The sequence below is a fragment of the Mangrovimonas sp. DI 80 genome, from assembly GCF_001975575.1.
GTDB classification, from domain to species: Bacteria; Bacteroidota; Bacteroidia; order Flavobacteriales; family Flavobacteriaceae; genus Mangrovimonas_A; species Mangrovimonas_A xylaniphaga.
Genome location: NZ_MSDT01000010.1, coordinates 1 through 22351 on the forward strand (window position 1 = coordinate 1; position 22351 = coordinate 22351).

Annotated in this window: 22 protein-coding genes and 1 pseudogene; 10 read left to right on the forward strand and 13 right to left on the reverse strand. The window is 37.2% G+C overall.

Annotation, left to right across the window (positions count from 1 at the left end):
* Together BKM32_RS15505 and dnaK are read right to left on the reverse strand one after the other, a co-directional pair.
* On the reverse strand, positions 1 to 864 hold an 864-nt coding region (locus BKM32_RS15505), incomplete at its 3' end, for a BspA family leucine-rich repeat surface protein (protein WP_123812147.1).
* A gap of 239 nt (positions 865 to 1103) precedes the next feature.
* The gene (gene dnaK / locus BKM32_RS15510; protein ID WP_076665056.1) at positions 1104 to 3011 is read right to left on the reverse strand and encodes a molecular chaperone DnaK; all 1908 of its coding nucleotides are present in this window, start codon (positions 3009 to 3011) and stop codon (positions 1104 to 1106) included.
* Between the two features lie 250 nt (positions 3012 to 3261).
* On the opposite strand from dnaK, the gene BKM32_RS15515 reads away from it, so the two are divergent.
* The 4 genes from BKM32_RS15515 (at position 3262) to BKM32_RS15530 (ending at position 6961) form a co-directional block, all read left to right on the forward strand.
* On the forward strand, positions 3262 to 3753 hold the full coding sequence (locus BKM32_RS15515; RefSeq protein ID WP_076665306.1) for a hypothetical protein: 492 nt from the start codon (positions 3262 to 3264) through the stop codon (positions 3751 to 3753).
* 145 nt (positions 3754 to 3898) lie between these two features.
* The gene (locus BKM32_RS15520) at positions 3899 to 5323 is read left to right on the forward strand and encodes an L-serine ammonia-lyase (RefSeq protein ID WP_076665058.1); all 1425 of its coding nucleotides are present in this window, start codon (positions 3899 to 3901) and stop codon (positions 5321 to 5323) included.
* A gap of 97 nt (positions 5324 to 5420) precedes the next feature.
* The gene (gene panB, locus BKM32_RS15525) at positions 5421 to 6239 is read left to right on the forward strand and encodes a 3-methyl-2-oxobutanoate hydroxymethyltransferase (RefSeq protein ID WP_053977647.1); all 819 of its coding nucleotides are present in this window, start codon (positions 5421 to 5423) and stop codon (positions 6237 to 6239) included.
* A 26-nt stretch (positions 6240 to 6265) separates the two neighbouring features.
* Positions 6266 to 6961: an RluA family pseudouridine synthase gene (locus BKM32_RS15530; protein ID WP_076665060.1), complete on the forward strand. Its 696-nt coding sequence runs from the start codon at positions 6266 to 6268 to the stop codon at positions 6959 to 6961.
* Here the strand turns inward: BKM32_RS15530 and BKM32_RS15535 are convergent.
* From BKM32_RS15535 to BKM32_RS15590, 11 genes are all read right to left on the reverse strand, one after another.
* Positions 6958 to 7761 (reverse strand): sensor histidine kinase, encoded by an 804-nt coding sequence (locus tag BKM32_RS15535; protein WP_076665063.1) that lies wholly within the window; start codon positions 7759 to 7761, stop codon positions 6958 to 6960. The genes BKM32_RS15530 and BKM32_RS15535 overlap by 4 nt on opposite strands.
* A gap of 674 nt (positions 7762 to 8435) precedes the next feature.
* Positions 8436 to 8966, reverse strand: coding sequence for a hypothetical protein (locus BKM32_RS15545; RefSeq protein WP_076665069.1), 531 nt, complete (start codon positions 8964 to 8966; stop codon positions 8436 to 8438).
* A gap of 73 nt (positions 8967 to 9039) precedes the next feature.
* Positions 9040 to 9894: a biotin-dependent carboxyltransferase family protein gene (locus BKM32_RS15550; protein WP_076665071.1), complete on the reverse strand. Its 855-nt coding sequence runs from the start codon at positions 9892 to 9894 to the stop codon at positions 9040 to 9042.
* The gene (pxpB, locus tag BKM32_RS15555) at positions 9891 to 10622 is read right to left on the reverse strand and encodes a 5-oxoprolinase subunit PxpB (protein ID WP_076665074.1); all 732 of its coding nucleotides are present in this window, start codon (positions 10620 to 10622) and stop codon (positions 9891 to 9893) included. The genes BKM32_RS15550 and pxpB overlap by 4 nt, the downstream gene beginning before the upstream one ends.
* Before the next feature lie 4 nt (positions 10623 to 10626).
* Positions 10627 to 11367, reverse strand: coding sequence for a 5-oxoprolinase subunit PxpA (gene pxpA / locus BKM32_RS15560; protein WP_076665077.1), 741 nt, complete (start codon positions 11365 to 11367; stop codon positions 10627 to 10629).
* A complete protein-coding gene (locus tag BKM32_RS15565; protein ID WP_076665079.1) occupies positions 11367 to 12590 on the reverse strand; it encodes an Nramp family divalent metal transporter in 1224 nt (407 codons plus the stop codon). Before BKM32_RS15565 ends, pxpA begins: the two co-directional genes overlap by 1 nt.
* Positions 12583 to 13698, reverse strand: coding sequence for a DUF2891 domain-containing protein (locus BKM32_RS15570; RefSeq protein WP_076665082.1), 1116 nt, complete (start codon positions 13696 to 13698; stop codon positions 12583 to 12585). Before BKM32_RS15570 ends, BKM32_RS15565 begins: the two co-directional genes overlap by 8 nt.
* A 31-nt stretch (positions 13699 to 13729) precedes the next feature.
* A complete protein-coding gene (locus tag BKM32_RS15575; protein ID WP_076665084.1) occupies positions 13730 to 15226 on the reverse strand; it encodes a YifB family Mg chelatase-like AAA ATPase in 1497 nt (498 codons plus the stop codon).
* A 115-nt stretch (positions 15227 to 15341) separates the two neighbouring features.
* Positions 15342 to 15629 carry a helix-turn-helix domain-containing protein gene (locus tag BKM32_RS15580; RefSeq protein ID WP_076665086.1) on the reverse strand — a complete coding sequence of 96 codons (288 nt, stop codon included), beginning with the start codon at positions 15627 to 15629 and terminating at the stop codon, positions 15342 to 15344.
* A 1-nt stretch (position 15630) separates the two neighbouring features.
* Positions 15631 to 16839, reverse strand: a complete 1209-nt coding sequence (locus tag BKM32_RS15585) for a primase alpha helix C-terminal domain-containing protein (RefSeq protein WP_076665088.1) — start codon at positions 16837 to 16839, stop codon at positions 15631 to 15633.
* A gap of 221 nt (positions 16840 to 17060) precedes the next feature.
* The gene (locus BKM32_RS15590) at positions 17061 to 17336 is read right to left on the reverse strand and encodes a hypothetical protein (protein WP_076665091.1); all 276 of its coding nucleotides are present in this window, start codon (positions 17334 to 17336) and stop codon (positions 17061 to 17063) included.
* 209 nt (positions 17337 to 17545) lie between these two features.
* Between BKM32_RS15590 and BKM32_RS16615 the strand changes: the two are divergent.
* The 6 genes and pseudogenes from BKM32_RS16615 to BKM32_RS15615 form a co-directional block, all read left to right on the forward strand.
* Positions 17546 to 17674: pseudogene (locus BKM32_RS16615) on the forward strand (recombinase); the annotation flags it as partial.
* Between the two features lie 32 nt (positions 17675 to 17706).
* Complete coding sequence (locus tag BKM32_RS15595) at positions 17707 to 18366, forward strand: hypothetical protein (RefSeq protein WP_076665093.1); 660 nt, start codon at positions 17707 to 17709, stop codon at positions 18364 to 18366.
* Between the two features lie 157 nt (positions 18367 to 18523).
* Positions 18524 to 19855: a hypothetical protein gene (locus tag BKM32_RS15600; RefSeq protein WP_076665095.1), complete on the forward strand. Its 1332-nt coding sequence runs from the start codon at positions 18524 to 18526 to the stop codon at positions 19853 to 19855.
* 190 nt (positions 19856 to 20045) lie between these two features.
* Positions 20046 to 20750 carry a hypothetical protein gene (locus BKM32_RS15605; protein WP_076665097.1) on the forward strand — a complete coding sequence of 235 codons (705 nt, stop codon included), beginning with the start codon at positions 20046 to 20048 and terminating at the stop codon, positions 20748 to 20750.
* 156 nt (positions 20751 to 20906) lie between these two features.
* The gene (locus BKM32_RS15610; protein WP_076665099.1) at positions 20907 to 21563 is read left to right on the forward strand and encodes a hypothetical protein; all 657 of its coding nucleotides are present in this window, start codon (positions 20907 to 20909) and stop codon (positions 21561 to 21563) included.
* 123 nt (positions 21564 to 21686) lie between these two features.
* On the forward strand, positions 21687 to 22196 hold the full coding sequence (locus tag BKM32_RS15615) for a hypothetical protein (protein ID WP_076665101.1): 510 nt from the start codon (positions 21687 to 21689) through the stop codon (positions 22194 to 22196).
* Positions 22197 to 22351: the final 155 nt, after the last annotated feature.

The window sequence follows — 22351 nt, forward strand, 5'->3', positions numbered from 1 at the left end:
TACATTGGACACATCCCAAGCATTCAAAGGCTGATTAAAACTAGTTGCTCCGTAAAATATTTCATCCATAGTAGATATATTGGACACATCCCATTTATTCAACGGTTGGTTAAAACTGATTGCATCCTTAAACATCCTCCTTGAAGAAGTAAGACCAGAAAAATCCCAGGAATTCAAAGGTTGATTAAAATTAGTAGCACCTGAAAACATCTCATTAACAGAAGTTACACTAGAAACATCCCAATCATTTAACGATTGGTTAAAATTGGTGGCGCCTGAAAACATTTTCTCCATATTTATAACATTAGACACATCCCAAGTTTCTATACCTGGCAATGTGGTTATTGAAGTACAACCAGAAAACATGCTCTGCAATGTAATAACCTTAGAGGTATCCCAAGTTTCCAACCCTGGTAATGTGGTTATTGAAGAACAACCGTAAAACATGCTCCTCAATGAATTTACTTGACTTAAGTCTGGTGCATCTGTGGCATTTACCACTAAATTAGAGCAGCCATAAAATGCTAAATACATAGACTTCCACTCTATATCCCCCCATTGCTCTATACTTTTAAGCTTTTTTGCACTATTCGACTTTTGTTGAGCCTTAGGATAGTTACCAGAAATACTTACAGTATAAACTCCCGCCTCAGCGTAGACATGAGACCTATCTGTCCACTGGTCAGTAAATACCGTTCCGTCCCCAAAATCAACAGTATAACTGTACCCACTAACTGAAGAATTTGTACCAATGGTAATATCCAAATCACCTTCCTCTACTTCATACGTAGTAATAAATGGTGCTTGCGCAACTGCGAGCGTTGCCCATAACATGATCATTAAAAATAAGTAGGTTTGCTTCATGGGTTTTAATAAAAACTTAGTTGATTTATTTTGTGTAAAAAAAGAGAAAATCCAGCTAAAAACTTAGTATCCCTAAATTATTTTTAAGATTTAACCTACAATTAACTCAACCGCAAATAATTAAATGGTCTTTATATTTATCACTCCATTTTAACCCTAAAGCGTCATTTCTACCCATAAAAAAACGCAACCATTTCTGGTTGCGTTTTTATTGAGATTCCTTCTTTCGAAGGAATTTGCTATTTCACTTCTTCGAAGTCTACGTCTTCAACATCATTGCTTTCGCCTGCATCGCTACCTGCGTTTCCTTCAGGTTGTGCTCCAGCTCCGTTTTGTTGTGCTTCCGCTTGTGCTTTGTACATTTCTTCGCTAGCTACTTTCCAAGCTTCGTTAATTTTCTCCAAAGCAGGATCAATTACCACGATATCCTTAGTTTCGTAAGCTTTCTTCAATTCTTCCAAAGCATCTTCGATTGGCTTTTTCTTATCATCAGACAATTTATCACCAAACTCCTTCAACTGACTTTCAGTTTGGAAAATCATGGCATCGGCACTATTCAATTTATCAGCAGTTTCCTTGGCTTTAGCATCAGCCTCAGCATTTGCTTCAGCTTCTTGCTTCATCTTTTGGATTTCTTCTTCTGTCAATCCTGAAGAAGCTTCAATACGGATATCCTGCGTTTTATTGGTTGCTTTATCTGTTGCTGATACTTTAATGATACCGTTGGCATCAATATCAAACGTTACTTCAATTTGTGGCGTTCCTCTTTTTGCTGGTGGAATACCATCTAAGTGGAAACGACCAATTGTTTTGTTGTCTGCTGCCATTGGACGCTCTCCTTGCAACACGTGGATTTCAACCGATGGTTGGTTATCCGCTGCCGTAGAGAACACCTGTGACTTTTTGGTAGGAATGGTTGTATTGGCCTCGATAAGCTTGGTCATTACATTACCCATAGTTTCAATACCTAAAGACAATGGCGTAACATCCAATAACAACACATCCTTAACATCTCCTGTTAATACACCACCTTGAATAGCGGCACCAACAGCTACTACCTCATCTGGGTTTACACCTTTACTTGGCTTTTTACCGAAGAATTTCTCAACAGCCTCTTGAACCGCAGGAATACGAGTAGATCCCCCTACCAAGATAATTTCGTCGATATCACTCTTAGACAACCCAGCAGCTTTCATTGCCGACTCACATGGAGCGATGGTACGTTTTACCAAATCGTCGATTAATTGCTCAAACTTCGATTTTGTCAATGTGCGTACCAAGTGCTTTGGTCCACTAGCAGTTGCGGTAATATATGGTAAGTTGATTTCTGTTTGTGCAGAAGATGACAACTCAATCTTAGCTTTTTCTGCAGCTTCTTTTAAACGTTGTAATGCCATAGGATCTTTGCGAAGGTCCATGTTTTCTTCAGCATTAAACTCGTCTGCCAACCAGTTGATGATTTTCTCATCTACGTCGTCACCTCCTAAGTGCGTATCTCCATCGGTAGACAATACTTCAAATACACCGTCTCCCAATTCCAAGATAGAAACGTCATGCGTACCTCCACCAAAGTCGAATACGACGATTTTTTGATCGTGACCTTTTTTGTCCAATCCATAAGCCAAGGCAGCTGCCGTAGGCTCGTTAATAATTCTTTCTACTTTTAAACCTGCAATCTCACCAGCTTCTTTGGTAGCTTGACGTTGAGAGTCGTTAAAATAGGCAGGTACTGTAATTACGGCACGAGTTACATCTTGTCCTAAGTAATCTTCAGCAGTTTTCTTCATTTTTTGAAGAATCATGGCCGAAAGCTCTTGAGGTGTGTACAAACGTCCGTCGATATCCACACGCGGGGTATCGTTATCTCCTTTTACTACTTTATATGGTACGCGTTCTGCTTCTTTTTTAGATTCAGAATATTTATTCCCCATAAAACGTTTGATAGAATAAACCGTTTTAGTTGGGTTGGTCACTGCTTGTCTTTTGGCTGGGTCACCAACTTTAATCTCGCCTCCTTCAACAAAAGCAATAACCGATGGTGTAGTACGCTTACCTTCTGCGTTTGGGATTACAACAGGCTCGCTACCTTCCATTACAGAAACACAGGAGTTTGTTGTACCTAAATCGATTCCAATAATTTTACTCATAATACTAATTTCTTTATTTGTTGCGTTGAATGTTCAATTTTAAATTCAGGAGGTATATGTCAATGATTATGCCATTGAAAAAAATATGACACGATGTCATATTTCCATTTTTCCTGTGCCAAAAACCAAAGAAAAGCAAGAATGTCCGTCATCAAAACTCCTTTTATTTTTAACTGTAATAGTCCACCCTTCTTTTAAATTCAGTAACTTTAACGATTATAACATCATTATTTCAACAAAAAAAAATATTATGAAAAAACTTTTTGCACTTTTAATGTTTACGTCACTGCTATTTACAGCATGTGAAGGAGACCAAGGTCCTCCGGGCCCTCCTGGTGAACCTGGTTCCATTTTTGTTGCCAGCGCTTTTGAAATAGAAGTCGACTTTACATCTGCCAACGGTTACGAAATCATCGAGCCTTATGGATTCACTGTTTACCCTTCGGATGTTGTGTTGGTTTATATTTCCTGGGAATATGACGGTCAAGATATTTGGCGCCCTCTGCCACAAACGGCCGAATTTGCAGAAGGCACTTTAGTTTACAATTTCGACTTTACTCAAGACGATGTAAGATTATTTTTGGATGGAACTATAAATTTTGGCATTCTTGGCTCCGAATGGACCCAAGACCAATATTTCAGAGTTGTAGTAGTTCCAGCCGACAATGTTGATGGTGTAGACCTTAGTAATTTAGATGCCGTTATGGAAGCTGGAGGCATTTCTGCTTTTGAACAAAAGTAACTTCATACTTAAGTAAACCACTAAAATCAAACCACTTAAAACAAACGTTAATGCAACTTCAGCATTAACGTTTATTTTGCACTTTTATACCCCTTATCTTCTTCTACAAACTGTATATTTGCGCTCAATTATATCGTTTTCGTAAATGGAGTGTATTAGTGTTTTTGACATGTTAAAAATTGGTGTGGGACCGTCTAGTTCCCATACACTTGGCCCTTGGAGGGCTGCAGAACGTTGGATTGCCGAACTAAAAGCAAATAACAAATTTGACAAGGTTGAAAAAGTAAAAGTTGACCTTTTTGGTTCGCTTTCCCTAACAGGAAAAGGACATGCCACGGATTATGCCGTGCTTTTAGGATTAAGTGGTGCAGACCCAGAACGCATTCCTACAGAAGACATTGATGTGATCATTGCCAACATCAAAAACTCACAAACACTTTGTTTCAATAACGAAAAAATGATTCCCTTTGATTTTAATGAAGAAATTAAATTCAATCGAAAGTTTCTGCCATTCCATGCCAATGCCCTAACCTTTACGGCAAGCATTAATGGCAGAAATTACAAATCTACCTACTACTCTATTGGCGGTGGATTTGTGGTTCAGGAAGAACGCAAGGTAGCCAAGGCCAATAAAATTATCTTTTATTGCACCTTCCCTTACCCTATTGAAACGGGCACCCAACTGTTGGATTTCTGCAATCAATTGGAATTGCCAATTTCAGGAGTGGTTTTGGAAAACGAAAAATCCATACGAGAGGAAGCTGCCATCGATTTTGAATTGAAGCGCGTTTGGGATACCATGTTGGAATGCATGTACCTAGGTTGCCACACCGAAGGAAACCTGCCAGGTGGCCTAAATGTAAGAAGACGTGCCTACGATACCCATCAAAAACTAAAAGGAGAACTTCCATACAATAGACCTCAGGAATGGTTAGAGACCATTCGGCTTACAGAAGTGAAATTCAGACAGATTTTTAAATGGGTGAGCTGTTTTGCTTTAGCAGTAAATGAAGTAAACGCATCCTTGGGACGTGTCGTTACAGCCCCTACCAATGGTAGTGCCGGGGTAATTCCGGCCGTATTGATGTACTATATGGTAATTGAAAATCACAAAGCTAATTTTGAACATGTAAAACGTTTCCTTTTGGTGGCAGGAGAAATTGGTAGTATCTTTAAAAAAGGTGCCACGATCTCTGCTGCAATGGGTGGATGCCAAGCCGAAATAGGCGTATCCTCTGCCATGGCCGCTGGTGCACTTTGCGAGCTTTTGGGAGGTACACCTGAACAGGTGCTGGTAGCTGCAGAAATTGCCATGGAACACCATTTGGGACTTACTTGCGACCCAATCGGCGGATTGGTACAGGTGCCTTGTATCGAGCGTAACTCTATGGGAGCCATTAAAGCCATTAATGCTGCTGAACTAGCCTTGGACACAGACCCCAACAATGTAAAAGTGCCATTGGATAAAGTAGTCAACACCATGTGGGAAACTGCAAAGGACATGAATTCCAAGTACAAAGAAACTTCAGAAGGAGGTTTGGCCGTAGGAGTTAACCTAACCGACTGTTAACAAAGTTTTAGCGTTTCAACACAAAGGAATAATAGCTTTAATAGCATAATTTCTTATTTAAACTCATTATTTTTGCATCTCCTAAATGTAAAACACTATGTCTGTAGCTAAAAAAGAATACAAACGAATTACGGTTAAGTCCTTGGTAGAAATGAAGCAAAACGGAGAGAAAATCTCTATGCTTACTGCCTACGACTATACTATGGCGAAAATTGTTGATGAAGCTGGAATAGATGTTATTCTTGTTGGAGATTCTGCCAGTAATGTTATGGCTGGTCACGAAACAACACTTCCCATCACTTTAGACCAAATGATCTATCATGCCTCTTCTGTAATAAGGGCGGTTCAACGTGCTTTGGTTGTAGTGGATTTACCTTTTGGAAGCTATCAGAGTGATCCTAAGGAAGCCCTTAGGTCTGCCATTAGAATCATGAAAGAAAGTGGCGGACATGCCGTGAAACTTGAAGGTGGAAAAGAAATCAAGGAGAGTATCAAACGTATTCTTCATGCAGGTATTCCTGTTATGGGGCATTTAGGATTGACGCCGCAATCTATTTACAAATTCGGAACCTATACCGTAAGAGCCAAAGAAGAGCAAGAAGCTAAAAAGCTTAAAGAAGACGCCTTAATGTTGGAAAAAGCTGGTTGTTTCGCCATTGTTTTAGAAAAAATCCCTGCTCAACTGGCCAAAGAGGTTGCTGAAAGCGTTTCCATTCCTGTTATTGGTATTGGCGCTGGAAACGGTGTAGACGGACAGGTTTTGGTATTACATGACATGTTGGGAATGACCCATGAATTTAATCCAAGATTTTTGCGTCGCTACATGAATCTTTATGAAGAAATGACCTCGGCCATCTCACAATACGTAGACGATGTGAAGACCCTGGATTTCCCTAACGACAACGAACAATACTAAGGTTCTAATTTCCCAATATCAGTATAGTGGGCAAAAAAACCATATCCACACCAGAAAATCTTCAGGTTTTATATGAGGACAATCACATTATTGTGGTTAACAAACGTGCAGGCGATTTGGTACAAGGCGACAAAACCGGGGATTCGCCGCTTAGTGATATTGTTAAGGAGTATTTAAAAGACAAATACAACAAACCCGGAAACGTATACCTTGGCGTAGTACATCGTTTAGACAGACCCACTACAGGCATTGTGCTGTTCGCAAAAACCAGCAAGGCACTTCCAAGACTCAACAAATTGTTTTCAGAAAAAAGTGCCTCCAAAACCTATTGGGCATTGGTTAAAAACCAACCTCCCAAAATGGAAGACACGCTTATCCACTGGTTAAAAAAGAACCCTAAGAATAACAAATCATCAGCTTTCCACAAGGAAACCACTAGAAGTAAAAGAGCTGTATTACACTACCTTATTCTCAAGCAATTGAATAATTATTTTCTGCTGGAAATTGAATTGGAAACAGGCCGTCACCATCAAATTAGATCTCAATTATCTAGTATTGGATGCCCAATCAAGGGAGATTTAAAATATGGCTTCGACCGAAGCAATCCAGATGGCAGCATTCATTTACATGCCCGGAAATTGGAATTTACGCATCCGGTTTCCAAAGAAGCTATATGCATTACTGCTCCTTTGCCTAATGATCCGCTTTGGGATGCCTGTTAAAATTGAAAAGGGTATTTAAGAGTCAGTCTAGTGCCTTCACCAAGCTTAGATTCTAGCAAAAATGAAGTATTAACTAAAGCCGCTCTACTTTTCATATTGATCAACCCTGAACCTTTTGTAATAGTTACCCCATCAAATCCTTTTCCATCATCCAATGCTACAATTACCAGTTCTTCGGATGTATAATTAAGCGTTACAGCCAATGTTTGAGCTTTGGAATATTTGACAGAATTGGAAAAAAACTCTTGTAAAATCCTAAAGAGAATGATTTCGTGTTTATCACTCTTCAAAAACCTCCTCTCTCCTTCTACATTAATAGTCACCTCTTTAAATTTTAGCCGCTTTAAACGTTTCATTTCATTGGAGAGAGACTCCTCCAATCCTAAAGTAAGGACCACTTCATTATTGAGCGACTTAGAAAGTGATCTCAATTCATTTAAACTCTCCTTTACAATGTCTGATGTTGATTGCACTCTTTCAAGGGTTTTACCTGACACTTTTGAAGACAGCATTTTTAATTGCATATTAGCATAAGTAAGCAATTGAGCCACATTATCATGTAATTCCCTTCCAACTTGCTTCATAGTTTCTTCTTGAATTTCCATTTGAGCATTTTGAAGTTCTCTTTCAAAAGCCTGCTGCTGTCTAATTTTATCCATAACAAGCTTGTTCTTGCGCTTTTGAAACACTATAAAAAACACAATAATTAATGATGAAATAACCACCAGAACGGCAATCATATATACCAATAGATAACGTTCGGCTTCCGTACTAATTATTGATTCTGCGGTTTGCAACATAACAAGGCTAAACTAAAAGTAACATACATCATAAAATTGGCACAGAACAAAACCGACCATTTCAAGACCAGATAGTCCATATCAGCCAAATTACTGTACCTATTAAAAAAAATAAGAGGAATGGTAGCAAAGAAATAAATGAGAAGCACAGAACTAATATAAAAATTAATTGATTTATAAAAGGTTAAGATTTTATCCGATTCGAGCACTTCTATAAAATATAGGGAGATACTCATTAAAATTAACAACATGCCCCCAATATTAATTCCAGGCATAAAGGCCGTAAAAAAAGTTTTGTAATCTAACATAATTGAAATAAAGGCAAACACTATATACGCTACAGTACTTGCCTTTAAAATTATTTTAAGTTTTCTCGATTGTATTGTCTTTCTGAAATAAAATGAAAAGAACAGAGCACTGCCCATATTCCAACAAAGAGTATACCACCAAAAGTTTCTCTCAAAAAGTGTCCCCTTTATGTAAAAGATTAGAAACTTTGGATAATTAGCCACCAATTCAACAAAGACAATAAATACCAAATAGAAGATAAAATATCGCACAGGCGTCTCTTTATATTTTCCATAACACATTACCGCTATAAAAGCTGCAAGGGATATTAATATATCCGACATTAAAGAATAATTATCGAAAATAAACACCTTCATACGAAAATTTTACTGTGGATAATTAGCTGTAGGGGGGTCACCTGGTTTAGCTCCATCAAACCCGTCGGCATCTTCAATATCGGATGTAGTCTCCACAAAATTAAAAGAGAACATACTTGCTTCCGAGGTTTCCAAGCTTGCCGTACCCCGAATTCCTGTAGGAATTAAAAACATAGTGGTCAATCCAGCCTCTCCATTTGAGTCTGGTTCTGCACCAAGGTAAATCCTAATACCATTCATAGAATATCCCAATCCAGCAGACTGCTGCTCAGCGTAGTCCAAATAATCCCTTAAACCAGATAAAGAATACCAAGAAGAACGATTATCTCCCTGCTTAACTAAGGAATCACTAATTAATTTGTGCCTTAAATCAAAAGCTCTATCCAAAACCTTTGCCTGGCCTGGTGTGATAACTCCCTTAGGCGCAGCAATTTTTTCAATGACAGGTTCCGCTGTCCCTACTTCCGATTTGCAACAATACAAATACGTTGCGAGGGCTCCCAATACAAACCCTACTACTAATAAAAGAATTTTTTTCATAATTATGTGGTTAATTGTTCATGCCAATATATTGAAAATCTGCACAACAATCTTATTTTTCATAATATTTTTCTTACATATGTGATTTCCTTACAAATCTCAACTTTTGCCCAACTCCTTTCTGAGCCAATATATTGATGGCCGCTTCCGTAAGCTGCAACGCCCTTGGATAGCCTCCCGTAGTTTGACAATCCCGCATCAACACTATTAACTGCCCAGAAGGTGTCAATTGCACCGTCCCAGGAAGCACAGGAGCAGTTATAATGGCGTTTAAATTATTAGGAAGGGTTTGACTCATCTGATAGGCCATACGGCTGTTATCGTTCGAAATTGTAAATGTTTTTGAAAACAAGATGGTTTGTTGCTCTTTGGTGAGCTCATTGAACTCTGGCCCTTCAAAAACCTCCAAAGTCTCCGAAACAAAATAAGAGTCATCAAACCTAACAACCGCATGCCTTTCTAAGGAATGTTTCTTCATTTCCATTAGCTTCAACTCATCGCCCTTTAAAACCCTACTTTGCGAAGTCACCGGCCAATACATACTCCGACTTCCCAATACGGATTCTGTTTGAACACCTCCCAAAACCGATAAATAGCACCTCATCCCCTTTTGCAATCTTCCAAAAGTCAATCTATCTCCTTGAAAAACGTCAATTGCCATATTGTTTTTAATAGGCTTTCCATTAACCCTAGGGCTCATTTCTGCTCCAACAATACAAATGCTTGTCGCTACTGTAAATTCCAACTCAGGACCTACCATAGTAATCTCCAAAACAGCCGCATGTTCCGGATTCCCTAAAAGTACATTCGCAAACTTTGCAGATTGCATGTCCATAACTCCAGAAAAAGGCACTCCAAAACTAGCTTGCCCAAACCTGCCCAAATCCTGTACGGAAGTATACAATCCTGCCTTTAGAACCTTAATCATAATTGCTTTCTAAATTTAGGTTGATACACTCCAAAATCCACATCTCTTTTTATATTTTCATACTCCACAATATCCACGGAAACAAACTTTACTTGATCTCCCGCTTTTATAAAACATGGTGGCGACTGATGCGGATTGAAAAATTCTAAGGGAGAATTCCCAATAATATTCCACCCACCCGGACTTTCATTTGGGTAAATTCCGGTTTGATGTCCACCTATGGCCACCGCTCCTTTTTCGACCTTCATTCTTGGTGAGGATTTTCGTGGAAACTGAAGTTGGTGATCCAGTCCTCCCAAGTATAAAAATCCGGGTAAAAACCCGATAAAATAAACCGTGTAAAATGGTTGGGAATGCAGTTGGATTACCTCTTGTTTTGTCAACTTTTTTTCTTCTGAAATTTCGTTCAAATCTAAACCAAATTTAGTATCATAGCAGACTGGAATTTCCCAAACCAAAGATTCCAAAGTCACGTCATCAACTTGCGATTCATACCGTGATTTCAACCTCAAAATTTCACTATTGAAATCTTCAATAGTAAAACTATAAATAACTAATAATGAATTATATGATTGAATTATTTCAACAATAACTTTAGAAAGAATTTTCTGAATCTTATTTTTAAAAGAAAGTACATCTTTTAATACATCTTCATCAATACGAGAAGGCCATTCCACTAAAATAGAACGTTCATTGAAAGGTAAAAACTTCAACTGAAAACCCTTCATAACATCATAAAATTTTCACATTATTCACCTTTAATTTGGCAGTCAATTCTTGAAGTATTTGTACTGCTTTTGGATGGTCGCCGTGAACACAAAACGTATCAGCTTTTAAATCCATTTCAGAACCAGAAACAGTTCTTACTTTTTGCGTTAAAATCATGTTGTAGATATGATCAAAAACAGCCTCTGTAGTTTCGATAATCGCCTCAGGTTCCTTTCTGGACACCAAGGTCAAATCATCATTGTAATTCCTATCGGCAAAAGCCTCATAAGTCACCTTAATATTTTCCTTTGAGGCCAAATCTGCAATTACAGACTTATAGGGCACATATAGAGCAACCGGCATCGCAATGCTCTTGACCACCTCAACAATTACCTGAGCTGTTTTTACATCAACAGCCGCCTTATTGTACAAAGCGCCATGAGGCTTGATATGGTGCAATGGTACATTTTCCTGATATAGCACAGCCGCTAAACTCCTTACCTGCTTTTTAAGGGATGTATATAAATCTGCACAGGAAATCTTCATGGGTTCACGACCAAAATTTTCTTTGTCCGGATATGAAGGATGTGCCCCAACCTTTACTTTATACAATTTGGCCAACTTCACCACAGCACGCATACTCTCCTCATCTCCAGCATGCCCACCACAGGCTATGTTACATGACGAAATATAAGGCATCAACTGCGCTTCGTTGCCCAACCCCTCACCTACATCTGCATTAATATCTACAACAAAACGACTCATTATACCACTTGTAAAACTTTCAATATACTTTTCAACCCCAAAAGGATGGTCACAACTAAGATAATCATTCCCAAACTATTTTGAAACATGGAATTCTTGTAAGTCCCCAACAAAGACGCTCTATTCATAGCCCACAGTAAAAACCCCGCGATTAACGGCAACAACAATCCGTTTGAAAATTGACCAAAACGAATGATTTCTATCAAATTAAAACCTCCCATCGAAACTAAAACTCCAACTAACAAAACAACACTCCAAACTACTTTAAATCGAGTCGATTTTAAATTGGAAGGCCACCCAAAACATCCACAGGCAACATAAGCTGCTGCCAAAGGCGCCGTAATAGCACTGGTGATTCCTGCTGCAAATAGGCCTACGGAAATGACATATTTTGAAAAGGCTCCAAACAAGGGTTCCAAGCTTTTTGCTAAATCGCTTGCATTAGTCACCTCCAAATCGTTTACGGCCGACGCCGCAATAATTACACACATGGAAACCATTCCTCCCAACACCACAGCAATACCCGTGTCTGTTCTCGCGAATTTTAAGCCCTCTGAGCCTTTCCATTTCTCTTTCGCCAATGAGGCATGCAAAAACAAATTATAAGGCACTACAGTGGTCCCTATAAGCCCCACAATGGTCATCAAACTTCCTTCAGGTCTCTTAAGCATGATTATCCCTTTTATGATGCCCACTATATTGGGACGAGTTACCACAGCAACCGCCAAAAACGACACACTCATAAGAATGACCATTGCCAAAAGAACTTTCTCCAACAACTTATAACTCCCTTGAAACAACAACAAAAAGGCTAAAATTCCAACGAGGATCACATGGAGATTAATAGAAAATCCTAAAAACTGAAGATTCATTTTTCCAAACATAGCCTCCAATCCCAACACAGCACCACTAATATTTCCTGCCTCATAAGCCGTATTGCCAACAACAATCGCGGATAACACCAAAAGCACTAAAAATCGTTTAGCCAATTTGTTCTTTATCTCACTCTGCAACACATCTGCCAATCCCTTTTGCGTCACAATACCCAGACGAGCTGCCATTTCCTGTAATACTATGGTAGCCACAATAGAAAAAACCATAGCCCACAACAAATCCAGACCAAACTGAACCCCCGCAATGGTACATACGGTTACTGTTCCAGGCCCAATAAAAGCAGCTGCGACCAAAGGACCTGGGCCAATGTTCTTAAACCACTTAGTCATGAATAGAATTCAATGCATAAATAGCAAAACTTCCCAACCAGTGCCCACCTTCATAACTATCCCCAACAATGGAGGGCAGCGAATGATTGATATGTTTATAGGCGATGTTCTGTAAATGTTGATATTCAGGAATCCCTTCGGATATTTTCATCAAACTCCAAGCTCTTGAAAAATTCACCCCATCCAAGTGCACCAATTTTCCATCAGAACGATCAGAAACCTTTCCTACATCCAAAGTAAAATTAGACGCTACAAGTTGTGGTAAAAAATCAGCAAACCATAGTTTGAAGTCTTCTTTTGGCAAAATTAGCTTCATTAAAGCCGCCTCTTCCAAACAGGGGGACAAAAAATCAAAACCTCCGGGCTCCCACGATAAGGGACACCCTTGGTCGTTCATATAGAAATCTTTGGCTCTCTCTTCAATCAACTGCTTTAGTTCTGTATTATTTAAAGTAGTTGCATAATCATAGGCAAAGGATAAGCCAAAGGCGGTGTTTGGGTGCTCTCCTACCCTAATTGGATAATTCAATTTGGGAAGAAACTCCAAATATTTCGTCACGATTAAATCTGTCAATGGCTGCAGATTGCTTTCCAGTTCTCTCGCAACAGGATCATTCCAAGTATGAAGCTCCTCTGCCAATTTCAGTAACCAGGCCCAACCATAAGTTCGCTCATAAGTTTTGTTATGTTCTCCATAAAAATAAGCGACTTCTTGGGCAATGTTCTCCTTAGAAATATGCTCCAGTAGCTTTCCTTTTATCTCTGAAGCACCTTCCAACTCAGGAAAATTCTTCAACAAACTCACCAAACTCCAATGCCCATGCACCGCCGAATGCCAATCGAAACAACCATAAAATGCAGGATGCAATGCCTTTGGGGATCGCAGGTCTTCATCACCACCAATCACCTGATTTAATTTATTGGGATATTCAGTATCCATACAATGTAAGGGTAATTGAGATAGCCTTTTGGCTTCTTCAGGATTTAACACAGGTGCTTTTTCTGTTTTTTCTAGGGTTATTTCTTTAGCTACTTGCTCATTTTCACTTGACGGATTCTTGCAGGAGAAAACCACAGCAAGCGCCATTACAACATAATATTGTTTCATTTACTAATAGTTATTTTAAAATTTAGGACAATCACCCCAACCAACCTTCCCTATCCAAACTTCTGTATTGAATAGCCTCACTTATATGAGCTCCCTGAACCTCAGCACTGCCTTCCAAATCGGCGATTGTTCTTGCCACTTTCAAAATACGGTCATAAGCCCGCGCAGACAAGTTCAAGCGTTCCATAGCCGTTTTTAACAACTGCTTGGAAGCCTCATCCAACACACAATAGTTTCGGATTTGCTTGGTATTCATTTGCGCATTGTAATGCACATTATCATATTCCTTAAAGCGTGTCGATTGCAATTCCCGAGCCTTCGTTACACGCTTTCTAATGTCTACAGAAGCCTCGCCCTTCCTATCATCGGAGAGTTTTTCAAAAGGCACTGGCGTCACTTCAATATGGATATCGATTCTATCCAACAAAGGTCCTGAAATCCTACTCAAATACCGCTGCATTTCTGCCGGAGAAGAGGTCACCGGGGCACTAGGATCGTTAAAATAGCCACTAGGACTGGGATTCATACTGGCCACCAACATAAAACTGCTGGGATAGGTCACGGTAAACTTTGCCCTAGAAATGGTCACTTCCCGATCTTCCAAAGGTTGACGCATCACTTCCAATACCTCTCTTTTAAACTCGGGAAGTTCATCCAAGAATAATACTCCGTTATGGGACAATGAAATTTCACCAGGCTGAGGATAACTTCCACCGCCTACAAGCGCAACATTTGAGATGGTGTGATGAGGACTTCTAAACGGCCGTTGCGACATCAACCCCGTATGCTCTTTCACTCGGCCTACCACCGAATGTATTTTCGTGGTTTCCAAGGCCTCACTCAAAGTCATAGGCGGCAAAATACTAGGCAAACGCTTTGCCAACATGGTTTTTCCTGCTCCAGGAGGCCCAATTAAAATAATATTATGCCCTCCCGCCGCAGCAATTTCCATACAACGTTTGATACCTTCCTGCCCTTTGACATCGGCAAAATCGAATTCAGGAAACTCTAGGTTTTTATAAAACTCTTCACGCGTATTAATAATGGTTTGCTCTAAAGGTTCATCCTTATCAAAAAAGTTAATGACCTGGGTGATGTTATCCACTCCAAACACTTCCAAGTCATTCACAATGGCTGCTTCCTTAGCATTCTGACTCGGCAAAATAAAACCCTTAAAACCTTCCTCCCTCGCTTTTACCGCAATAGGCAATGCCCCTTTTATAGGCTGCAAAGTACCATCCAAAGACAATTCTCCCATTATCAAGTACGATTCCAGTGCTTCCGCTTTAATCTGACTTGAGGCCGCCAAAATGCCAATAGCTAAAGTCAGATCATAGGCAGAGCCTTCCTTTCGCAAATCGGCAGGAGACATATTGATGATGATCTTTTTCCCTGGAATTTTATAGCCGTTATTCTGAAGCGCTGCTGCAATTCTGAAGTTGCTTTCTTTTATTGCGTTATCGGGCAACCCCACAAGGTGATACCCTATGCCATTGTCCACATTAACTTCCACTCTAGTTGAGGGCATGTAGACTTTCTGCAAAAGTGTAATGTTTATGCGAGTTTCAAGCATATGTTAAATATATAAAAAAAACCACCACACTATTATAATTACAGTTTCTATTTAAAAACCTACGCTCCTTCTATTCCTTCATTCCAAGATTGAGGTTATAGATTTTATCCGTTAAATTGGTTTTCCTCCAAGCAGTTCCATACTCGGTGACAACATAACCCTTATCAACCAGTTCATCCAGTTCCTTTCTGACCTTGACTCTGGGTAGACCTATTTCAGTTCCAATTTCACCACAGGTCTTTAGATATCCTCCACCAAAGGTCATTATCACTTCAGGCTCATTCAAGATTAGACCTAGTATCAGCTTCTGTGTTGATGTCAGGTCTTTGCTTCTCAATAAATTATATGGTATATTCATGTTATTTGCTTTTTAAATATTTCTTATTCAACAATTGAATTTCAGATTTGTACATGGGATAGTACTTCTCAATTGTTTTCTTGTTCATCTTGGTTTTTCTAACCAATGACTTCTGAGTAATCTTACCATCAGAATCGAAATCCCAATCCTCAATTGCTCTTTCAATTTTCAGCTTACTGTTTTTGACTTTATCAGAGGTGATTTTAGCCATTGTAAGGCTTCTTTTCTCTTGAGTGGACAATTCATACATATCATTATAGATAAATCGTCTAGAAGCATTTATGATAGGCTTCAACCCTTCCAAGGGCACCTTCATGACAGAACTAATTATAGGTTCAATTTCTCTATAGGATAATGGTTCATGGCATCTTTTAATATTCAGTGATTGAATGATTCTCAGTAGTACATTGTATTCAATGTGTGGATTTAATGCCCTAATTTGATAGGCTATACTGGATAGCTTGTTATTGCGATTACCACTAGCTATCTGAGTGAAAGGAATCATGACTTTACAATAGTGAATCTTTCCTTTTAGGTCATATATGGCCTCTCCATCAAAGGCTATCTTAGGTAGTACCTCATTTAGATTATCATATCTTATCTCCTGTAGTGTATTTTCCCCCATTTCAGTATGTATAATAGGGTTGTGTATAATATTACTACTGTAATGGGGGTATTTTGTACTTATGGTTTCACAAGTCCAATATTCGGAATCATTATTTATAAAGATGTTGGGGTCATAAGACAATACATTAACTTGGCCATTCTTCCTAGCTCCAATATCACTATTGATATCCAGTTCTTTGGAGATGAGGTTATAGTTGTACTGAAAATTGTCCTGAGTTAGACCTTTTACCCTAACCAAAGCTCCTCTTCCTTTACCCGATAGTGAAAGCCACGATGCATGCAACAAAGGGTGATTAAAGTTAATATTGGTGTTGCCATCAATATCCAGATACATGAATCCAGTGCTAGCAATAATATGATTATCCCTACGAATCTTATCGAATTGGAAATTCAATGTGTAGCATGGTAAAAGACTCCTTTTGATAGTGGTGTACCTCAACGCATCTTCGAAGTATACTTCTCTAGCTTCTAGAATGTAATTTAAGTTATTGTCTCCATGTTGGATTTTGCTCAGATAGTCTTGAGGACTGATTGCCCCAAGTACGTTACTTGAGCTAGTAACGCTTTTGAAAAAATTTAACATTGTTAAATAGTTTTAATCGAATGCCACCTACAATAGTGTTTGCTTATTTTTCAACTATTTATATAGGAGAGAAGCATTCCTAATGTCCTATTGAAGTTGCTCCAACAACTTGTGTTGTCAATAGGACTTATTATTTGCCCCAATAACTCTGGGACCATGGGTATGGTGCTGTTCTAATTTTAATATGGCACCATATCCAAGTTTTGCGACCTTCTTTATGGTTAAGGTCTCACCATGTACTTATTATATATCTCCCTCATTCTCTTCAAGGTTTTATACCTGCCATTTTTAGTCGAATTATAGCTCTCAGATGAGGTTTCTGGTAGCTTATAGACCTTATCAATCCATTTTGATTTAAGCTCGGTAAAAGCTCTTATTTCCTCTCCATGTAGATTGAGGAAGAATAAGAGTATTAGGGAGTCCTTCCTTTGGTTAACAGGAAGCTTTTCCATTGGGATGTTGAGCTTCCATTCGTTGTCTTTTGGTTTTGTATTCATATCTATTGGTTCGGACCTTTAGTGGTACCTACAATATAAATAGTCCAAACCAATCAAAAAGTCATCTTATAACATGACGTATGAAAAATTATTAAATCAAAACAACCAAAAAAAATCTCTCGTGACAAGAGATATTAAGAATTTTTCTTAACAATTAACCTTCCAGAATGGTATAGAAATGGTCAGCTATAGCCCAATAACTCATTTTTATTAAAGCAGGAACCGACCTAGGATACATTCAACTTCTTTTGTGACACAATTCCACAAAAACGACCGAGATTTACACCCATGTAGCTAGCAATACGTTTAATTCTATTACAAATCCTCTGGATATGTAAGAATTATATGTAAATTTGAGGGAATAAATATAATGGGGATAAACACCATGGTGTTTATCCCTCTGTTGGCAACCATTAAGAAAAATATGCTCAATTTTAAATCTCTATATTTCATCATACTGATTTCAAATTTGATTTTGAGCTGTTCCTCATTTAGGAATAATCTGATTGCAAGTGGAAATCAAAACCAAGCAATAAAAAATGCAATAATTGATTTCAGTCATACCAGCAAATTGTATAAAGAACATAAAGTATTTGAGGTTGAATATATTGATACTCTTTACAGGAAAGTATTGGAAAAAATTGATGAGCGTAATTCTTGTTGGGTCAATGGTGAACCATACCAAGGAATCATTGCCATTAATATTTCTGCTATGACTAATGAATTCACCTATTTGCTCTCTGATAGTTTAGGATTTAAGAAAGATAACCTTCCATCAAGATACATTGAGCAAGATGGAAAATTTTTCTTTTGGAAAGACAATCAATTTAAGGTGAATGAAAAAACTGTAGAAGTATTGAAAAAATATAACGTTGTAAGGGAAGACTATCTCAATCCTACCTTTGTAGTTCATGAGTCTCAAAAAGCTGTGGATTATTATATATGTCGTTCTGATTTTACAAAATATGAAAAGGTTACGACAAGTAAGGCCATTGGATATTATGATGCGCCTGAAATTGATTGTGAATAAAAAACGGTTGCCAACACTGGCTATAATCCATTGCTAACATCCTACTCTACAAAAAAATATTAATTTTAACTAGCTACAATTCCTACTCGGAAAATCCTACGGATTTTACTCGCAACGGAATTATAGCCCAACCGTTATAGGCAATACGAACCATTCAATGACTAAATTTGATTTAGATAAACAAACGATAAAGGACTTAGGAATTTTTGATGATATTCGATATACGAATTCAATTTCCAACTTTTATAATCAAACAAAAACAACTGGTGGTAAGAATTTCTTATATCGGCTAATGAGAAATCCTATCGCTGACATTGAAGAATTGAGACAAAGAACCGAATTAATTCAATTCCTTATAGAAACAGATTTTGATTTAAAAATTAATTCGGGTCAATTCGACTATATTGAGCATTATCAGAGATTAAGTATCGTTCCTCTTAAAAATAACTTTGTTGATGCTTTCTTCCAAAACCTATCTTATAAAATTAAGCCAACAAATGATTACTATCTCATAAAATCTGGAGTTCAGCAACTAGTATATTTGATGAATCAACTTCAGGAAAAAATGGAATTATTGAATAATATTGATATTCCCATAAAGCTTGATTTACACTTAAAATGTATTTCAGAATTAATTGAAAAACCTGATTTTAAATTCGTTTATAATGACAAGTTAAAAATAAACTATTCCAAACTAAATAAATTAGATAGTTTATTTCGCAAAAAATATAAAAATGAAACAAATAAAGTTATTGAGTTAATCTATCAATTAGATGCATTTATAGCACTTGCGGAAGTTGCAAAAGAACAAAAACTCACGTTACCAAACTATTCAGAGTTAAAAAATCAATCTCTATCTATTGAAGAATTTTATCATCCTCTTTTAAATAATGCCGTTCCCTATTCCATTGAAATTAATAATTCTTCAAATCTATGTTTTTTAACTGGTCCTAATATGGCTGGAAAATCAACATTCCTAAAATCAGTTGGACTATCAGTTTATCTAGCTCATATCGGATTTCCAGTTCCCGCAAAAAAAATGAGAACAACTATTTATAATGGAATTGTAACTACGATTAACATATCAGACGATGTGAACTTGGGATACAGTCATTTTTATAGTGAAGTTCAAAGAATAAAAGAAACCGTGCTAAAAATAAAAGAGAAAAATAATCTTTTTGTGATTTTTGATGAACTGTTTAGAGGCACAAATGTAAAAGATGCTTTTGATGGCTCATTATTGATTATAAAAGCATTTTCAAAGATACCAGATTGTACATTTTTCATTTCAACTCATATAACAGAGGTAGCTGAAGAGATAAATCATTTAAAAAATATACAATTCAAATCATTTGGTTCAAAATTAATTGATAAAGTTCCTTCTTATGATTATAAATTGGAAAACGGAATATCTTATGAAAGATTAGGTCTACAAATTCTAAAGAATGAAAATATTATAGAAATTTTGGATTCAATAAAGAATAAATGAGTACTGCCTATAACAAAGTGTATAATTTATTGCTGGTTATAGCCTACTTACGAAAGTCCTCGCGGACTTTCTATTCGGTTTTTATTTGCTAAATTAGGTGCTTAACCACGCAACAAACCATATACAAACACGTTATGGGCAATAAAACGCAACCAAACCAGACAAATTACATCTTAAAGGAAAAAAGATTATGAAATACCCAATATTGATTTTTATATCGTTGATTTTTGTTTTTTCATCCTGTGATAAAGAAAAGCAAATTCGGACTACGACTTGTAATCAACCGGACGATTATGAGTACCTTGAGAATTATAAAGTAGATACAATGTGTTCAAGTGATTTATGTATAGAGTATTTTAATATCTGGAAAGATTTAATTAAAGAAAAAAATAATTTAAGCCAAGATTTTATTGATACACATATAGAATATTGTTATTCAGAGATAAATTCATGGGCAGATGGAATTTCATTTAGGATATGTTACAAATTTAAGGTTGATTGGGCAATTGCCTATAACTGTGACCAATTCATAATTAAAATAAATGCAGACAATACATATTATCCAACATTGGATTTACCAAGAGACACATACTTGACAAAGGAAAAAGTTAAGATTGCGATTGATAATAGAGCATTTTCCTCAGACATTATAAAAATGTCAAGTATTGACAAAATAAAATTTGCTACGATGGATAACGCCTTGCAAGATTTGATAGGATATTCAGGTGTAAATCAACTATGCTTAAACATGATAACTATAAATGATGATAATGGTGATTTAATTTTGGAAGCATCGGCCCAATATGAAAATGAGGAAAATTCATGTGTCATAGGAACAATAGATTTGATTACCGGGGATAAAGAAGTAAAAGACACACCATGTTGGATTAATTAATTACTGCCCATAACACGCGGTATAATAAATTGCCGGGGCAGTAGGTTATTCAAGGGTTGTAGCCCGCTTCAACATTAGTGTAACTTGACAGGAAATCGCCCGCAATCGGCAACTTTTCATACCACCACCGTTACCTGCAAGCTGAAAAAATTGAGAATGCAAAAAGAAATAATATCTAAACCCAAATTATCTTCAATTCTAATATTGATAATAGGCGGATTTCTCGCAACAATATTCGGGATATTTATGATAATTAAAGGAATTGAAAAACAAAGACTATTAATAATTGGAATCCCATTTTTTGCAATAGGACTATACTCTTTGTATTGGGTTTTAAATTATGATATTTTAAAAATATCTAACGGTAAATTAATTTTTAAGTCAATTACAGGTCTAACCAAAAAGACCATTTCCTTATCTGAATTAAAATCATATACGGAAATTGAGAAAGAGAACGCGAAATTAAAAAATGAAGTTGGATATATGAAATGGAAGGATTTGACCTTATACGGAGATAATTTCCGATATAAAATTTCATCAACCAGCTATACAAATTATAAGGAGCTGAGGAAAGAACTTATAAAAGGTTTGAAAAGAGATTTGCAAGCCGAGATTAAATGGCAAAACAATAATCTGACCTATATTGGTTTAGGACTAATTTTGTTTGGTTTTTTCATTGGTTTTTGGTTTTGGCAAGTCACCAAAGACACTCTGACTGACAAAATTCTGACTCTACTAATATCTGTTGGGTTTGTTGGATATGGAATCTTCTTGCTGTATAAACGAAAAAAGCCAGCAGGTAACAACGTATAACCGCAATTACGGCGGATTCGACTACGTCCGAATCCACTCGGAATTGCTAACAACAGTGCTAAACCGAAAAACAAAGTAAACCAAACCGATAACTGACGGTTATACAAACCGTTGTAGCACATTATGAAATACACCCAGTATAGAGAAGACGGAAGGACAATTGTTGTTCAAGGTATCAAGTGGGTAAGTGTTGAGTCATTTCCAATTACCGATGACTTGAAAATAAATGGTAATGGCTTCGTTGAGAGCCTAAAATCGAAAGAATTTTATTATTACAAAAATCGTGACACCACCAATCCTGTTAAGCCTGTAATTACTACGCTTCACGGACCATATTTGATTGAGGATATAACGATTAAGGATTACATCATAATTGACGATACTAAAGCAAAGGAACTTTTCAATGAAACACTAAAAGACCCTTTGTTTTTGGACGAACAAATACTCGATTTAGATTTTCGTTTTGAGGCAAGTCGACTATTCAATTCAGCACTTGAAAATTGCATTAAAATTTATTGGTTAAATAAAAAATTTACCTTCAACGATAGATTTAATTCGATGTATAACTATTGGGCGGAATTCATTGTAATCGGAGAAAATGATTTAAAACTAATAAGCATCGGAGAAGACTAACGTGCTACAACAACGTGTATAGTTCATTGCTTCTGATTTTCCTCGCGGAAAATCCTCGCACTAAACTATTGCCAGTTTTATTTGCTAAATTAGTGACTTAACCAACGCAACAAACCATACACAAACCGTTGGGCTACATTACTACTAAAAGTTAG

Excerpts from the sequence above, each read along its gene's own strand:
- BKM32_RS15520 (WP_076665058.1), top strand. The coding sequence starts at position 3,899 with ATGGAGTGTATTAGTGTTTTTGACATGTTAAAAATTGGTGTGGGACCG.
- BKM32_RS15580 (WP_076665086.1), bottom strand. The coding sequence starts at position 15,629 with ATGAATATACCATATAATTTATTGAGAAGCAAAGACCTGACATCAACA.
- BKM32_RS15550 (WP_076665071.1), bottom strand. The coding sequence starts at position 9,894 with ATGATTAAGGTTCTAAAGGCAGGATTGTATACTTCCGTACAGGATTTG.
- BKM32_RS15615 (WP_076665101.1), top strand. The coding sequence starts at position 21,687 with ATGAAATACACCCAGTATAGAGAAGACGGAAGGACAATTGTTGTTCAA.
- BKM32_RS15605 (WP_076665097.1), top strand. The coding sequence starts at position 20,046 with ATGAAATACCCAATATTGATTTTTATATCGTTGATTTTTGTTTTTTCA.
- pxpB (WP_076665074.1), bottom strand. The coding sequence starts at position 10,622 with ATGAAGGGTTTTCAGTTGAAGTTTTTACCTTTCAATGAACGTTCTATT.
- BKM32_RS15610 (WP_076665099.1), top strand. The coding sequence starts at position 20,907 with ATGCAAAAAGAAATAATATCTAAACCCAAATTATCTTCAATTCTAATA.
- pxpA (WP_076665077.1), bottom strand. The coding sequence starts at position 11,367 with ATGAGTCGTTTTGTTGTAGATATTAATGCAGATGTAGGTGAGGGGTTG.
- BKM32_RS15590 (WP_076665091.1), bottom strand. The coding sequence starts at position 17,336 with ATGAATACAAAACCAAAAGACAACGAATGGAAGCTCAACATCCCAATG.
- BKM32_RS15545 (WP_076665069.1), bottom strand. The coding sequence starts at position 8,966 with ATGAAAAAAATTCTTTTATTAGTAGTAGGGTTTGTATTGGGAGCCCTC.
- panB (WP_053977647.1), top strand. The coding sequence starts at position 5,421 with ATGTCTGTAGCTAAAAAAGAATACAAACGAATTACGGTTAAGTCCTTG.
- BKM32_RS15515 (WP_076665306.1), top strand. The coding sequence starts at position 3,262 with ATGAAAAAACTTTTTGCACTTTTAATGTTTACGTCACTGCTATTTACA.
- BKM32_RS15595 (WP_076665093.1), top strand. The coding sequence starts at position 17,707 with ATGGGGATAAACACCATGGTGTTTATCCCTCTGTTGGCAACCATTAAG.
- BKM32_RS15585 (WP_076665088.1), bottom strand. The coding sequence starts at position 16,839 with ATGTTAAATTTTTTCAAAAGCGTTACTAGCTCAAGTAACGTACTTGGG.
- dnaK (WP_076665056.1), bottom strand. The coding sequence starts at position 3,011 with ATGAGTAAAATTATTGGAATCGATTTAGGTACAACAAACTCCTGTGTT.
- BKM32_RS15570 (WP_076665082.1), bottom strand. The coding sequence starts at position 13,698 with ATGAAACAATATTATGTTGTAATGGCGCTTGCTGTGGTTTTCTCCTGC.
- BKM32_RS15535 (WP_076665063.1), bottom strand. The coding sequence starts at position 7,761 with ATGTTGCAAACCGCAGAATCAATAATTAGTACGGAAGCCGAACGTTAT.
- BKM32_RS15565 (WP_076665079.1), bottom strand. The coding sequence starts at position 12,590 with ATGACTAAGTGGTTTAAGAACATTGGCCCAGGTCCTTTGGTCGCAGCT.
- BKM32_RS15600 (WP_076665095.1), top strand. The coding sequence starts at position 18,524 with ATGACTAAATTTGATTTAGATAAACAAACGATAAAGGACTTAGGAATT.
- BKM32_RS15575 (WP_076665084.1), bottom strand. The coding sequence starts at position 15,226 with ATGCCCTCAACTAGAGTGGAAGTTAATGTGGACAATGGCATAGGGTAT.